Below are 15,549 nucleotides of genomic sequence, written 5' to 3'. Positions count from 1 at the left end.
TTGGAGCGTGTCGGCGACGGCGCGCCCCTGTCCCCCGATTGCCGTACGCCCCGTAACCCGGTCGCTCCGGGGGCCGTTGCCGGGCAGAACGCCCGTGCCGACCCATGGATGCCCCCTTGCCCAGGTTCACTGTCATCGTCCCCGCGTACCAGGTTCAGGCGTATCTGCACGAGTGCCTGGAGTCGGTGCTCTCCCAGTCGTACGCCGATGTCGAGGTGATCGGGGTCGACGACGGTTCGCCGGACGCCTGTGGCGAGATCCTCGACGACTTCGCGGCCCGCGACCCGCGCGTGAGGGCCGTACGGCTGCCCCAGCACACCGGTCGGGCGCGTGCCGCCGCGCTGGAGCGGGCGACCGGTGACTATGTGCTCTTCCTCGACGGCACCGACACCCTCACCCCGCACGCGCTGCGCACGATCGCCGACCGGCTGAAGGAGACCGGCGAGCCGGACCTCCTGGTCCACGGGCGCGCCCGCCTCGACCGGACGGGCACACCGGTGCCGGAGCCGAGCCCGCCGGACCTGGGCGAGCACGGCCCGGTGCCCTTCGCGCCCGCCGACCGCCCCGGGCTGCTCACCACCCCTGCCCGGAGCCGGGCGTACCGCCGCGAGTTCCTCGACCGGCGTGCCGCGCACCTCCCCGCCGACCAGCCGTACGTCTGGTCGTACGGCACGCTCCTCGCCGCCGAGCAGCTCGCCACCCTCGATCAGATCTGCGTCCACGAACGACGACCGCACGGCACAGCGTCGCCCGACGAAACGAACATCTTCGATCAGTACGATCAAATCTTCGCCCTCCTCGAACAACGCCCCGGACTCGCCGCCACCTGGCACCCGGTGCTGTACCGCCGCATGCTCGATCACCTCGCGGCACGGTCCGCCCGGCTGCCGCGCCGCGCGCACGCAGACTTCCTGCGCCGCACCCGTGACTGCTGCCGCCGCCACCGCGCCACCGGCGTCAGGGCCGCCCTGCGGCACACCCCGCTCCGCCTCGGGATGCACCGCACCCTGCGCGCCCTGCGCCTGATCACCACCGGCGCCCGCCGCACCGCGCGCCTCACCGCCCGGCTGTCCCGCGCCCTGCGCACCGGCGCCCTGCGGTTGCACTACGGCCTCCAGCGGCGGCTGCCGCTGCGCGAGGACCGGGCGGTGTTCACGGCTCGGGCGGGGCACGGCAGCGGTCCGGGGGTACTGGAGGCGGCGTTCCGCGCGCTGGCCCCGCACCTGCGCACCGCCTGGATCGCCCGCCCGGAGCAGCAGCACACCGTGCCCCCGGGCCCGCGGCGGCTCGTCCCGGACACGGCCGCCTACTGGAGCGCGCTGGCCCGCTCGAAGTATCTGATCACCGATACCGATCTCGATCACCGTTTGATCAAACGATCAGGTCAGATCGTGGTGCAGACCGGCCGGGGCACCCCGCTCGGGCATCTGGGCCTGGATCTGCTGGACCGCCCGGCGGCGGCCCCCGGCACGGACCTCGGCCGGCTGCTCCGCGCGGTCGACCAGTGGGACTACGTCCTGTCCGGGAACCGCCACACGACGCTCACCTGCGAGCGGGTCCTCCCCGGCCGCTACCGGACCCTGGAGTACGGACGCCCCGGCAACGACGTCTTCCAGCGGGCGACCTCGGCGGACGTGGCGCGGCTGCGCGAGTCGCTCGGCGTCCCCGCGGGCGCGGTGGCCCTGCTGTACGTGCCCGCGCACCGCGACTACCGCCGCACCCAGCCCGCCCGCCTGGACCTGGAACGCGTCCTGCGCCGCCTCGGCCCGCGCTTCGTCCTCCTGGCCCGCACCCCGCACACCCGCCCCGGCGACCGACTCCCCGAGCGGTCGATCGAGCGGTCGATCGAGCGGCTGATCGATGTCGGTGATCATGCGAACATCAGGTCCCTGTGTCTGGCCTCCGACGCGCTGATCACCGACTACGCGCCCCTGATGTTCGACTACGCCGGACTCGATCGACCGATCGTGCTGCACATGGACGACTGGGCCGCCTACGACGCGGCCCGGGGCACCTACCTCGATCCGCGCGCCTGCCCGCCGGGCGCCATCGCTCGGGACGAGGACGGACTGATCGACATCTTCGCCTCCGGTCACTGGTGCGGCTCCCGCTCCGCTCAGGTGCGGGCGGCGTTCCGTGCACGTTTCTGCCCCCATGACGACGGACGCGCCGCCGAACGGGTCGTCCGGCATGTGGTGCTGGGGCAGACGGGCGAGACGGCGGGGTGGCCGGTGGTGGTGCCCCCGCAGGACCGGCATCCTGTGCCCGCGGCGGCCTCCCTGGTCCGGCCCCCGCAGGCCACCGTGGACCACACCAAGGGCACCCGCACGGCCCCGCCGGGCGCCGCCAACGACCACCACTGACCGCCCCCGCGCCAGGCCCCATGTCCCGTGCCCCAAGTCCGACGCACCAAGTGCTGACCTGACGAAAACGGAAACGACCCCAGGCCCCACGCTCCACACCCCACGCTCCACACCCAACGCCCCAGGTCCGGCGCCCCGGGTCCGGCGCCCCCGCCTCACCTCTTGGTCCGGCGCCCCCGCCTCACCCCCTGCCCTCACTCTCCCCCTCGCCCTCCGGGAGCACCGTTTGAGCATCTCGACGCCCCCCGCACCACCACCCCCCTGTCCTGCCCCTGTGGAGCCGCCCCCCGTACCCCGGGAGGGCGCGTGAGCACCTCGCGGCCCACTCCGAGCCGGCCGTCCACGTGGCGGCCCGCCGGTCGCCCCGGGCGGCGTCGCGCGGACCCGCCGGGCGGCCCGGACACCGGTACGCGCGCGGGCGGCGGTCCCGGCAAACGAGTTCGTCCGTTGCGGTGACAGGGGGTCAGCGGGTCGGGTCCGGCGGGAAGGTACGGCCAGTGCCCCAGCCTCCGTCGCTCCCAATCCCCCCGGCCGTCCGGTGAACGCCCCCGTCCTGGCCGAGCGTTCCGTACGGGGCGCGAGCGCCCTGCGCGGCGGACGCCGGTGGCGCCCGACGCCGTACCTGGCCCTGGGGCTGCTGTGCTGGCTCGTGGTGTCGCTGGCGTCCTGGCGGGTCCCGCTGTGCTGTGACGCCGGGCTGGACGCGGCGGTCGTCGAACGCCTCGCGGCGGATCTGACGGACCCCCGCCATCCCGTGGCCGCGCTGCCGGGCGACGGCAGCCCCGCCTACACCCCCTACACCGTCGTGCAGGGCGCTTTCGCGCAGGTGACCGGCCTGGGCGGCTGGGAGGCGGTACGGCTGGCCGGGCCGGTCAATCTGGCCGTGCTGCTGACCGGCGTCGGCCGTTTCGTCCGGATGCTGACGCCCCGCCCCTGGGCACCGGTCCTGGCGCTCGCCGCGCTGACGCTGCTGTGGGGCACCGAACCGGCGCCGGCCGGCGTGTCGCTCGCCCTGCTGCCGCTCACCGCCGGTCTCGGGGACCCGTCGGTGTGCGCGCTCGGACTGACGCTGTGGGCATGGGCGCTGACGGGCACACGGGCCCGGGACGCGGGCAGGGTGCGCTTCGTCGGCCCCACCGGTCTGCCGAGCCCTCTCGGATACGCGGCCCTGGGTGTGCTGTACGGGCTGATCACACTGATCGACCCCTTGGTGGGCGCCGGGGCCGGTGCCGGGGCGGTCGCCCTGATCGGGTGCGGTCGCCTCCGCGCGCTCCCGCGCTGGGGCTGGGCCGCCGCGACCATGGCGGCGGTGCTGTGGGGCTGGCCGTACTACGACGTGTTCACCGCCGGTTTCGCTCATGCGACCGGTGATCGTTCTGTCCTGTCCCCCTCGACGGGGTCCCTGATCGGCGCCTGCTGGGCAGCACTGCTGGTGGGGATCCCGGCGCTGTGGCTGCGGGCGCGGCGCGGCTCCTGGCGGGACCCACTGGTTCTGATGGCGGTACCGGGGCTGACGGTGGTGGCCTACGGGCTGCTGGGCGGCGGTTCGGTGGACGGTGCGCTGCTCGCGCTGGCCCTCGTGCCGCCGCAGTGTGCGCTCGCGGTGGAACTGGCCGCGCCACGGCCCTGGCCGGCCTGGCGGCGCGGGCTGGGAGCGGTGGCGGCGGGCGGGGCGTGCGCGGGGCTGCTCGGGGTACAGGGCGCGGCGGTGCTGCCGGGATCGTTCGATCGGATCACTTCCGATCGTTCACCGAGCGGGGGGTCGTACGCGTGGGCGGCGCGGTACGTCGAGCGGGGTGATGTGGTGCTCGCCGAGGGCCGGGACACCGTGCACGGGCTGGCCGGGTACGGGGTGAACACGGTCGCCCCGGCCGTCGCGGACCCCGCTCTGGACGAGTCCGCGCGCAACGATCGGCTGGCGGATGTCCGTACGTACCTCTCCCCCGGCTCCACCGCCGCAGAGCGCGCCGCTGTCGTCCGGCGGTACGGCGTCCGCTGGATCCTGCTGACCCGCCGGCGGACGCTGCCGGCGGGCGCGGTGGTGGTGACATGGAGCGAACGGACGGGGGAGGTGCTGGCGCGGGTGGGGTGAGGCGCGGGTGGGCGGGGTCGTGGATGGGCGGGTTTCGATCGCGGGGTTTGATCACGCGAGGTTTGATCACGGGGTTTGATCGTTCCGTGGAAGTCCGTTCGAACTGCACGAACCCGCAGGGAACGATCAATCGCCCTCTCGCCCTTCCCCCCAGACCGACTACTCGATGACCAGCTCGACCGGGATGTTGCCGCGGGTGGCGTTGGAGTAGGGGCAGACCTGGTGGGCGGTCTCGACGAGCTTGCGGCCGGTGGCCTCGTCCACGGAGTCGGGCAGTTCGATGCGCAGGGTCACCTTGAGGGCGAAGCCCTCGCCCTGCTTGCCGATGCCGACCTCGGCGGTGACGGCGGCCTCGCTGACGTCGACCTTGGCCCGGCGGCCCACCACACCGAGCGCGCTGCCGAAACAGGCGGCGTAACCGGCGGCGAAGAGCTGCTCGGGGTTGGTGCCCTCGCCGTTGCCGCCCAGCTCGACGGGCGGGGCCAGCTTGACATCGACCTTGCCGTCGGAGCTGACGGCACGGCCCTCGCGGCCGTGGGTGGCGGTGGCGACGGCGGTGTAGAGCGCGTCCATGGGTGAACCATCCCTCTCGGAGTCTGCACGTGGCACGTGCGGCTGCACGATTTCCGCACGACGTGTGCGGTACCGAATGCGGTGTTCGCTTCGGCGACCTGCGTCCGGTGACCGTTTCCGGTCCCTGACAGAGACAACTGAAGCACACAACTCAATTGCTCGCAACTAAGTGATGGACGAGAGGTATGCTGGGCACATGACCCCGCCCCGGACCCCCGCCACGCCCGCACCGGCCACCACGCCCCCCAGCAGCGGCGCGGACAACGACCTGCTGCTCCTGGACCGCCAGATCTGCTTCTCCCTGCACGCCGCCTCGCGCGCGTTCAACGGCCTCTACCGCGTGATCCTCAAGGATCTCGGACTGACCTACCCCCAGTACCTGGTGCTGCTGGTCCTCTGGGAGCACGGCGAACTCCCCGTCAAACAGCTCGGCGAACATCTGCGCCTCGACTCCGGCACGCTCTCGCCCCTGCTCAAGCGGCTGGAGGCGGCCGGTCTCGTCCGCCGCGAGCGCAGCACCCAGGACGAGCGCTCGGTCGAGATCCGGCTGACCGACGAAGGCCGGGCCCTGCGCGCACGCGCGCTGGACGTCCCGCGCCGGATCGCCACGGCCACCGGCTGCGACATCGACGAGATCCGCGACCTCAAGGCGAGGGTCGACGACCTGACGTCCCGCCTGGACGCGGCCCTCGCGGACTGACGGCCACCGGACCGATCCACGGGACCGATCCCCCGGACCGATCCACCGAGCCGCGCCACCCCACCTCCCACCTCCTCCCCCCTGCTCCTCCCCCTCCTCTCCCCACCCCCGTCCCCACCGGCCCCGTCCCGCCCCCCGCCCGTCGCCTTCACGCCACGTCCCCGGCGCGCTGCGGTCCGCAGCCTGCTTGACTGTGGGACGGGACCGACCGACGAGGGGACTGGCGGCACATGACCTGGCTGATCACCGGAGGAGCCGGCTACATCGGGGCGCACGTGGTACGCGCGCTGACCGACGCGGGCGAACGCGCGGTGGTGTACGACGACCTGTCCACCGGCATCGCCGAGCGGGTGCCGGAGGGGGTCCTCCTGGAGGTCGGTACGGTCCTGGACGGGGTGCGGCTGAGCAAGGTGCTCGCGGGGCACGGGATCACCGGTGTGATCCATCTGGCGGCGAAGAAACAGGTCGGCGAGTCGGTCGACATGCCGCTGCACTACTACCGGGAGAACATCGAGGGGCTGCGCGTCCTGCTGGAGGCGGTCACCGCGGCCGGGATCACCTCCTTCGTGTTCTCCTCCTCCGCGGCCGTCTACGGCATGCCGGAGGTCGATCTCGTCACCGAGGAAACCCCCTGCGCGCCGCTGTCCCCCTACGGCGAGACCAAGCTCGCGGGCGAGTGGCTGGTCCGGGCGACGGGCCGGGCGACCGGCCTGGCCACCGCCTCCCTGCGCTACTTCAACGTGGCCGGCGCGGCCCGCCCCGACCTCGCCGACCTCGGCGTCTTCAACCTCATCCCCATGGTCTTCGAGAAGCTCACCGAGGACGCTCCCCCGCGGATCTTCGGCGACGACTACCCGACCCCCGACGGCACCTGTGTACGGGACTACATCCATGTGGTCGACCTGGCCGAGGCACATGTGGTCGCCGCCCGCGCGCTGGCCGCCTCCCCCGGACGCGACCTCACGCTCAACATCGGACGCGGCGAGGGCGTTTCGGTCCGCGAGATGATCGACCGCATCAATGCGATCACCGGTCACCACCGCGCCCCCACGGTCACCCCGCGCCGCCCCGGCGACCCGGCCCGCGTGGTCGCCTCCGCCGACCGCATCACCGGCGAACTGGGCTGGAAGGCCAAGCACGACGTCCACGACATGATCGCGTCGGCCTGGGACGGATGGCTGCGCCGCTTCCCGTCGGCGGCCCGGGACTGACGAACGGACACGCGATCAGGCTCACGATCAGATGACCTGATGTTCAGGCTCACGGTCAGATACGCGACCCGACTCACGATCAGACGCCTGATCGGAACGATCAACCGATCAAACGCCCAGCAGACCGCCCCTCCGCATGCCTCCACATCCCTGCACCGGCCCCCACCTGCCTCCGCCTACAACGCCTTGAGCGCCCCCGCCGTGGCCCGAGCCAGCGCCCCCAGGTAGTCCTTCGGCAGCCGATCGCTCCGGATCACCACCGACCGCCAGTACAGCGGCCCGGAGATCAGATCGAGCGCGACCTCCTTGTCGTACCCGGCCCGCACCTCCCCCCGCTCCGCCGCCGCGGCGACGATCGTGCTGGCCACGCCCTCCTGGCCCTCCCGCAGCGCCTTCTGCATCGCCGCCGCGATCTCGGGATTGCGCGCGGCCTCCGCCTGGAGGTCGGGAATGATCTGGGACGCGATCGGATGACGCAGCGCACGGGACACGACCTCGTACAGCAGGCGCAGATCGCTCTCCAGGGAGCCGGTGTCGGGCGCGGGCAGCCCCTGTACGGCGAGCGCGGAGACGATGTCCAGCACCAGGTGCAGTTTGGACCGCCACCGCCGGTACACCGCCGTCTTGCCGACCCCAGCCCGTCGGGCGATGCCCTCGATGGACATCCGCGCGTAGCCGACGGCGGCGAGTTCCGCGAACACCGCGGCCCTGATCGCCTCGGTCACGTCCTCGCGCAGCACCGCCGCCCCCGCCGGGGCCCGTCGACGCGGGCGCGCGGAGGGCCGCGCAGGGGGCCCGGAGAGCGGTCCATCGGCATCGCTGGTCATGCCGACCAGCATAGGCCGTGACGACGGAACGGTTGCGTCCCGACGCCGATTGGGCCTACGCTCGCGTTACGACGATACGGTCCCGTCCCGACGTAAGAGGACGTGAAAAGGCGCGTAAGAGGTAAGAAGAGGCGCGCAGCGGACCGAAGCCGTCGCCCACCCCACCCCCACCTCAACCCCCACTCACCTTTCCCCCTCCCCCCTCACCCCCACCCGAGCGAAAGCAGCGGATGTGAGCCAGGTTCTCGACACACCGCCCCCGACGGCACCGGCCGCCTCCCCGGCCGCCCCCGCCGCCGTCGGCGCGACCCCCGCCGAAGCCGACCGCGCCGGAACCGACCTCGCGGCGCTCGCCGTACGCCATGGCCTCACCGTCAGCGGCGCCCGCCCGACCCTCCCCGAGTACATCCGGGGGCTGTGGGCCCGGCGTCACTTCATCGGGGCGTTCTCCACCGCCAAGCTCACCGCCCAGTACAGCCAGGCGAAGCTGGGCCAGGTCTGGCAGGTCATGACGCCGCTGCTCAACGCCGCGGTGTACTACTTCGTCTTCGGCGTGCTGCTCCAGACCAAGCGGGGTGTGCCGGACTACATCCCCTTCCTGGTCACCGGCGTGTTCATCTGGACATTCACTCAGACTTCGATCCTCGCGGGCACTCGAGCGATCTCCGGCAATCTCGGTCTCGTCCGCGCACTGCACTTCCCGAGGGCCGCGCTGCCGATCTCGTTCTGCCTCCAGCAGCTTCAGCAGTTGCTGTTCTCCATGGCCGCGCTGGTGGTGATCCTGCTGGCCTTCGGGGTGCCGCCGGCCCTGTCCTGGGTGCTGGCGATCCCGGCGCTGGTGCTCCAGTTCACCTTCAACGCCGGGATCTCGATGATCATGGCCCGGATCGGCGCCAGGACCCCGGACATCGCGCAGTTGATGCCGTTCGTGCTCCGTACCTGGATGTATGTGTCCGGGGTGATGTGGAGCATCGATCACCTGGTCTCCGCGCACGGCGGCCTGCCGTCCTGGGTCGGCACGGCGCTCCAGGCCAACCCCGCCGCCATCTACATCGACCTGATGCGCTTCGCCCTCATCGACAGCTTCCACGCGAGCCAGTTGCCCCCGCATGTCTGGGCCATCGCGACGGGCTGGGCGCTGTTCGCCGGAGTCGGCGGCTTCATCTACTTCTGGAAGGCTGAGGAGACCTACGGCCGTGGCTGAACACGCTGAACTCGCCGGAGTTAACGGAGTTGCCGGAGTGACCGGAATCAACGACATCACCGAACAGACCAACGCTCCCGCCGACGGTGACCCCGCCCCCGGCATCCCCACCGTTGTCGCCGACACCGTAGACATCGTCTACCGCGTCAATGGCACCGGCGCGGGCCGCGGTTCCGCGACCGCCGCCCTCAACCGGATGCTGCGCCGCAAGAAGACGGAGAAGGCGGCCGGCGTACGGACCGTGCACGCGGTGCGCGGGGTCTCCTTCGTCGCCTACCGGGGCGAGGCGATCGGCCTGATCGGAACCAACGGCTCCGGCAAGTCCACGCTGCTCAAGGCGGTCGCCGGACTGCTCCCCGTCGAGAGCGGCCGGATCTACACCAACGGCCAGCCCTCCCTGCTCGGCGTCTCCGCCGCCCTGATGAACGATCTCACCGGCGAGCGCAATGTCCACCTCGGCGGCCTCGCCATGGGCATGTCCCGCGAGCAGATCAAGGAGCGCTACGAGGAGATCGTCGATTTCTCCGGCATCAACGAGAAGGGCGACTTCATCACCCTGCCGATGCGGACGTACTCCTCGGGCATGGCCGCCCGCCTGCGGTTCTCCATCGCCGCCGCCAAGGACCACGACGTACTGCTCATCGACGAGGCCCTCGCCACCGGCGACCGCTCCTTCCAGAAGCGCTCCGAGGCCCGGATCCGCGAACTGCGCCGGCACGCGGGCACGGTGTTCCTGGTCAGCCACAACAACCGGTCCATCCGCGACACCTGCGAACGCGTGCTGTGGCTGGAGCGCGGCGAACTGCGCCTGGACGGCCCGACGGACGAGGTGATGAAGGAGTACGAGTCCTTCACCGGCGACAAGACACCCCCCGCGAAGCCCAAACCCAAGCCCAAGGCCAAGCCCAAGCTCCCCCAGCCCTCCTGACCCAAGGCGCCCGCCCACACCCACACCCACACCCACTCATCACCACCCGCACCCGCACACACGACAGCGCCCCGAGCCAACCGGCCCGGGGCGCCATCACAACAGCCCTACGACGCACCCCTAAGACGCACCCCTACGCATGCGTGTCCGCGACAACCTCACGAATGCGTCCGCAGCAACGTCCTCATCGTGCGCATCGCCACCGACAGATTCGCCAGGTCGAACGTGTCGGACGACTGGATCTCCTCCAGTGTCGTCCGCGCCCGCCCCAGGATCGCCAGATTCTTCTGCTCCCAGAGCTCGAACCGCTGCTCCGGCGTCGACGACCCGTTGCCGACCGCGAGGACGTCCGCGGTGACGGCCGCGTGCGCCGCGTAGAGGTCCTCGCGGATCGCGGCGCGGGCCATGGACTGCCAGCGGTCCGCGCGGGGCAGTTCGATGATGCGGTCCATGAGGCGGGTGATGCGGAGCCGGTCGGCGAGGTCGTAGTACACCTCGGCGACGGCCAGCGGGTCCTTGCCCGTGCGGTCGGCGACGGACACGATGTCCAGCGCCGGGAAGGCGGAGGAGAATCCGGCGACCCGGGTGGCCAGCTCACCGGGGACTCCGGCGCCGGTCAGCTCGTCGTGGATCTGCTGCCACCACTCCAGGTCCGCGCCGCGCATCAGCTTGGGGAGCTGCTGCCAGACCTGTTCGACCCGCTCGGCGAAGAACTCGACCGTCTCGGCCAGCTCCAGCGGCTGCGGCCGGTTGTTGAGCAGCCAGCGGGTGCCGCGCTCGACGAGGCGGCGCGAGTGCAGCCGGATACGGGTCTGGACATCGGCGGCGACCCGGTTGTCGAGTTCCTCCACCGCGTCCCACACCGGGGCCGAGCGGAAGATCGCGCGCGCGGCGGTCTGCGCCCGGACGATCTCCTCCAGGGAGGCCCCGGTCTCCTCGCGCAGCCGGTGCAGATAGGTCGTACCGCCGGTGTTGACCGTGTCGTTGACCAGCACGGTCGTGGTGATCTCGCGGCGCAGCGGGTGGTTGTCGATGTGCTCGGGGAACTTCTCGCGCAGCGCGGACGGGAAGTACGCGTAGAGCAGACCGGTGAGGTAGGGGTCGTCGGGCAGTGAGGTGTGCAGCAGTTCCTCGGCGACCGTGATCTTGGTGTACGCGAGCAGTACGGCCGTCTCCGGGCTGGTCAGGCCCTGTCCGGCGGTGAGGCGCTCACGGATCTGGCGGTCGGTGGGCAGGAACTCCAGCGCCCGGTCGAGATGCCCCTCGCGCACCAGATGGCGGATGAAGCGCTGCTGGGCGTTGAGCATGTCCTTGGACTGGGCGAGGGCGTTGGCGATGGCGGTGTTCTGCGCGTAGTTGTTGCGCAGCACCAGCCGGCCGACCTCGTCGGTCATCTGGGCGAGCAGCTTGTTGCGCTGCTTGACGGTCATGTCCCCGTCGGTGACCAGGCTGTTGAGCAGGATCTTGATGTTCACCTCGTGGTCGGAGGTGTCCACGCCCGCGCTGTTGTCGATGGCGTCGGTGTTGATCCGGCCGCCGCCGCGGGCGAACTCGATCCGGCCGAGCTGGGTCAGGCCCAGGTTGCCGCCCTCGCCGACCACCTTGACCCGCAGTTGCTCGCCGTCGACCCGGATGGCGTCGTTGGCCTTGTCGCCCGCGTCCGCGTTCGACTCGGTGGCCGCCTTGACGTACGTACCGATGCCGCCGTTCCACAGCAGGTCGACCGGGGCCTGGAGGATGGCGCGCATCAGATCGGCCGGGGTGACCTTGACGATCTTCTCCTCGATGCCGAGGGCCTCGCGGATGTGCGCGTTGATCGGGATGGCCTTGGCGGAGCGGGGGAAGATGCCGCCGCCGGGCGAGAGCAGCTCGGTGTCGTAGTCCGCCCAGCTCGAACGGGGCAGCTCGAACAGGCGGCGGCGCTCGGCGTAGGAGGTCTCGGCATCGGGGTGCGGGTCGATGAAGATGTGCCGGTGGTCGAAGGCGGCGACGAGGCGGATGTGCTCGCTGAGCAGCATGCCGTTGCCGAACACGTCACCGGACATGTCGCCGATGCCGACGACGGTGAAGTCCTCGCTCTGGGTGTCGAGGTCCAGCTCCCGGAAGTGCCGCTTGACGGACTCCCAGGCGCCGCGCGCGGTGATGCCCATGCCCTTGTGGTCGTAGCCGGCGCTGCCGCCGGAGGCGAAGGCGTCCCCGAGCCAGAAGTTGTAGCTTCCGGCGACCTCGTTGGCGATGTCGGAGAAGGTGGCGGTGCCCTTGTCGGCGGCGACCACGAGGTAGGTGTCGTCCTCGTCGTGCCGGACGACGTCGGCGGGCGGGACGACCTCTCCGGCGACCATGTTGTCGGTGATGTCGAGGAGCGCCGAGATGAACGTCCTGTAGCTGGCGACGCCCTCGGCCAGCCAGGCGTCCCGGTCGGCGGACGGGTCGGGGAGCTGCTTGGCGACGAAGCCGCCCTTGGCGCCGACCGGCACGATGACCGTGTTCTTCACCATCTGCGCCTTGACCAGGCCGAGGATCTCGGTGCGGAAGTCCTCGCGCCGGTCCGACCAGCGCAGCCCGCCGCGCGCGACCTTGCCGAACCGCAGATGCACGCCCTCGACCCGCGGCGAGTACACCCAGATCTCGTACGCCGGGCGGGGTTCGGGCAGGTCGGGGATGGCCTGCGGGTCGAGCTTCATGGAGACGTAGTCGTGCGGGTGTCCGCCGATGGCCTCCTGGAAGAAGTTGGTGCGCAGGGTGGCCTTGATGACGGTGAGGAAGGCCCGCAGGATGCGGTCCTCGTCGAGGCTGGCGACCTGGTCGAGCGCCGCGTCCAGCTCCTCCAGCAGGGCGTCCACGATCTCGTGCCCGGCGCGCTGGCGGTCCGGCGACATCCGCGCCTCGAACAGGGAGACGAGCAGCCGGGTGGTGTGGACGTTGTTGCGGAGGGTGTCCTCCATGTAGTCCTGGCTGAAGGTGGACCCGGCCTGCCGCAGATACTTGGCGTACGCCCGCAGCACCATCGCCTGCCGCCAGCTCAGCCCGGCGCTCAGCACCAGCGCGTTGAAGCCGTCGTTCTCGGCCTTGCCGGTCCAGGTCGCGGAGAACGCCTCCTGGATCCGCTCGCGGGCGTCGTCACCGAGGAAGTCGCCGCTCTTGCGCCGGGGCAGCCGCAGCCCGAAGTCGTAGATCCAAGCGACGGAGCGGTCGGAGCAGCGCAGTTCGTAGGGCCGTTCGTCGACGACCTCGACGCCGAGGCGGTTGAGCACCGGCAGCACCGCGGACAGGGAGATCGCGTCGCCCCTGCGGTAGATCTTGAAGCGGCGCTCGTCGGGGGCGGCGCCCACCGGCTCGTAGAGGCTGAGGGCGAAGTTGCGGTCCTCGGTGAGCCGCTCCACGTTGACCAGGTCGGCAACCGCCGCGCGCGGGGTGTGATCGGCCTTGTAGCCCTCGGGGATGGAGTTGCCGTACCGGCGCAGCAGTTCGGCGGCGCGCTCCTCGCCGACCTCGGCGTTCAGCGCCTCGGCGAAGCTGTCCGCCCAGGAGCGGGCGGCCTCCACCAGCCGGGCCTCGATCCGCTCGCGGTCGCTGTAGGACAGCTCCGGCAGCTCGGTGCCCTGCGGGACCCGGACCACGAAGTGCAGCCGGGACAGGATCGACTCGGTGTTCCAGGCGGTGAAGTCGACGCTGGTGCCGTTCAGCTCCTCCTTGAGGATGTCGATGATCCGCAGCCGGACGCCGGTGGTGTAGCGGTCGCGCGGGAGGTAGACGAGGGCCGAGTAGTAGCGCCCGTACTCGTCCTGGCGCAGGTAGAGCCGCAGCCGGCGGCGCTCCTGGAGGTAGAGCACCGAGGTCACGATGGACTGGAGTTCGTCCACCGGGGTCTGGAACAGCTCGTCGCGCGGGTAGGTCTCCATGATCTGGAGCAGATCGCGCCCGTCGTGGCTGTTGGGCGAGAACCCGGCCCGCTTGAGGACCTCCTCGACCTTGCGCCGGATCACCGGCACCCGCCGCACGGACTCGGTGTACGCGGCGGACGAGAACAGCCCGAGGAACCGGCGCTCGCCAACGACATTGCCGTCCTTGTCGAACTTCTTGACGCCGATGTAGTCGAGGTAGGACGGCCGGTGGACGGTGGCCCGGCTGTTGGCCTTGGTGAGCACGAGCAGCCGGTGCTCGCGGGCCTTGGCGCGGGCGTCGGCGGGCAGCCGTTCGAAGGACGGGCTGACCGGGTGCGCCTCGTCGGCGGCGTGGTGCGGGTCGGAGCGCAGGATGCCGAGGCCGGTGCCGGGGACGGCGGCCAGCGAGTCGTCCTCGCGGAGCTGGTACTCGCGGTAGCCGAGGAAGGTGAAGTGGTCGGCGGCGAGCCAGCGCAGCAGCTCGCGGGCCTCCTCGGTCTCGTCCGCGCTGAGGTCGGCGGGGGCGGGCTCGGCGGGCAGCTCCTCGGCGAGCCGCACGGCGGCGTCGCGCATCTTGCCCCAGTCCTCGACGGCCTCGCGGACGTCGGAGAGCACCCGCAGCAGGTCCGTGGTGATCTGCTTGAGGTCGGCGCGGTCGGTCTCCCGGTCCGTCTCCACATGGATCCACGACTCGATGTGCGCGTCATGCGGGAGATCGCCGGTGGGCGGGCCGGTCAGCACCTCGATCAGCTTGCCCGTGACATCGCGCCGCACCACGATCTGCGGGTGGATCACCACATGGATGCCGCGGCCCTGCCGGGTCAGCTCATTGGTGACCGAGTCGACGAGGAAGGGCATGTCGTCGGTGACGACCTCCACGACCGAGTGGCTGCACGTCCACCCGTTCTCCTCGACGGTCGGGGTGTGGACCCGCACACTGGCCGTGCCCTGCGGACGGTTTTCGGCCAGCCGGCAGTGGGAGTAGGCGGCGCCGAAGACATCGACCGGGTCACGGTCGGCCAGATCCTCCGGTGCGGTGTGCAAGTAGTAGCGCTGGAGGAACGCGAGCACGGCGTCCCGGTCAGGGGTGCCGTTCTCCGTCGTCCCAGTCGGTAGGTGCCCCCCGACCGGGCTGTTCTCAGCTACCCGGGCGGCCCGATCGAGCAGCTCGGCCTTGGCTTCGTCCAGCTTGGTCTGCATTGTCCTCTGGCTCCTGTCGCGCGCCGTTGCGTGACGTAGAAGGAAATACGGTCTCTTCCCTTGCGGCGTCACGCCGAGACGCGGGGTGTCCGGTCTGCTCCGACGCTATGCCGAGAGGGGAGAGGGACGCGGGGATATCAGCCATTCCCGATGCGTCCGAGGGGTGTGACACTGCTCTCGCCCGTGCCGCACTCCGTGCTGTGCCGCGGGTTCGGTCCCACTCGGCACGGGGCGCTCCGGTGCGCCCGGGAGGACCAGCGACCGCCGCCCGGCCACGGATGTCGTCCGTGCGCCCCGGGCGCAGAGCGGAGGCACGAGCGCCCCCGCGAACTATCGCGCTGATCACGCCACCCAGGCTATCGCTCCCCACCGGCCCCCCGTCATGAGCTGTATGTGTACAAAACCACACCCAGAACTTTGACGTTCTGCACAGATGTGGAGCACCGGCCGCGAGTGAGCGTGGCCGCGCTACGGCAACTGGCGTAGGCAGGGTGGTCGGGGCGCGGGGTGGATCTTGACCCGATGGGCGTAGGAAGGTTGGGCGGACGGGGCGGACGGCAGCGTCTC

At 71.3% G+C, this 15,549-nt stretch carries 9 protein-coding genes; 6 read left to right on the top strand and 3 right to left on the bottom strand.

The window, feature by feature from the left end; genetic code table 11:
- Nucleotides 1-116: 116 nt before the first annotated feature.
- Complete coding sequence (locus tag AB0O01_RS25880) at nucleotides 117-2,363, top strand: bifunctional glycosyltransferase family 2 protein/CDP-glycerol:glycerophosphate glycerophosphotransferase (protein ID WP_365316941.1); 2,247 nt, start codon at nucleotides 117-119, stop codon at nucleotides 2,361-2,363.
- 538 nt (nucleotides 2,364-2,901) lie between these two features.
- Nucleotides 2,902-4,455: a hypothetical protein gene (locus AB0O01_RS25875; RefSeq protein ID WP_365316939.1), complete on the top strand. Its 1,554-nt coding sequence runs from the start codon at nucleotides 2,902-2,904 to the stop codon at nucleotides 4,453-4,455.
- Between the two features lie 159 nt (nucleotides 4,456-4,614).
- Here the strand turns inward: AB0O01_RS25875 and AB0O01_RS25870 are convergent, their stop codons facing one another.
- Nucleotides 4,615-5,028 (bottom strand): organic hydroperoxide resistance protein, encoded by a 414-nt coding sequence (locus tag AB0O01_RS25870; protein ID WP_365316938.1) that lies wholly within the window; start codon nucleotides 5,026-5,028, stop codon nucleotides 4,615-4,617.
- Nucleotides 5,029-5,224: 196 nt separating this feature from the next.
- On the opposite strand from AB0O01_RS25870, the gene AB0O01_RS25865 reads away from it, so the two are divergent.
- Together AB0O01_RS25865 and galE are read left to right on the top strand one after the other, a co-directional pair.
- Nucleotides 5,225-5,728: a MarR family transcriptional regulator gene (locus AB0O01_RS25865; RefSeq protein WP_365316936.1), complete on the top strand. Its 504-nt coding sequence runs from the start codon at nucleotides 5,225-5,227 to the stop codon at nucleotides 5,726-5,728.
- Nucleotides 5,729-5,958: 230 nt separating this feature from the next.
- Nucleotides 5,959-6,939, top strand: a complete 981-nt coding sequence (galE, locus tag AB0O01_RS25860) for a UDP-glucose 4-epimerase GalE (protein WP_365316934.1) — start codon at nucleotides 5,959-5,961, stop codon at nucleotides 6,937-6,939.
- Between the two features lie 176 nt (nucleotides 6,940-7,115).
- On the opposite strand, the gene AB0O01_RS25855 is transcribed toward galE, so the two are convergent.
- On the bottom strand, nucleotides 7,116-7,766 hold the full coding sequence (locus tag AB0O01_RS25855) for a TetR/AcrR family transcriptional regulator (RefSeq protein WP_365316932.1): 651 nt from the start codon (nucleotides 7,764-7,766) through the stop codon (nucleotides 7,116-7,118).
- Between the two features lie 232 nt (nucleotides 7,767-7,998).
- On the opposite strand from AB0O01_RS25855, the gene AB0O01_RS25850 reads away from it, so the two are divergent.
- On the top strand, nucleotides 7,999-8,970 hold the full coding sequence (locus tag AB0O01_RS25850) for an ABC transporter permease (RefSeq protein ID WP_365316930.1): 972 nt from the start codon (nucleotides 7,999-8,001) through the stop codon (nucleotides 8,968-8,970).
- A 46-nt stretch (nucleotides 8,971-9,016) separates the two neighbouring features.
- On the top strand, nucleotides 9,017-9,898 hold the full coding sequence (locus tag AB0O01_RS25845) for an ABC transporter ATP-binding protein (protein WP_365317247.1): 882 nt from the start codon (nucleotides 9,017-9,019) through the stop codon (nucleotides 9,896-9,898).
- A 158-nt stretch (nucleotides 9,899-10,056) separates the two neighbouring features.
- On the opposite strand, the gene AB0O01_RS25840 is transcribed toward AB0O01_RS25845, so the two are convergent.
- On the bottom strand, nucleotides 10,057-14,982 hold the full coding sequence (locus AB0O01_RS25840; RefSeq protein ID WP_365316928.1) for an NAD-glutamate dehydrogenase: 4,926 nt from the start codon (nucleotides 14,980-14,982) through the stop codon (nucleotides 10,057-10,059).
- Between the last annotated feature and the right edge of the window lie 567 nt (nucleotides 14,983-15,549).

This window comes from Streptomyces sp. NPDC093252, assembly GCF_040683675.1.
Lineage (GTDB): Bacteria > Actinomycetota > Actinomycetes > Streptomycetales > Streptomycetaceae > Streptomyces.
Note: the sequence above shows the minus strand (reverse complement) of the source record. Positions and strands in the feature narration are given on the sequence as shown.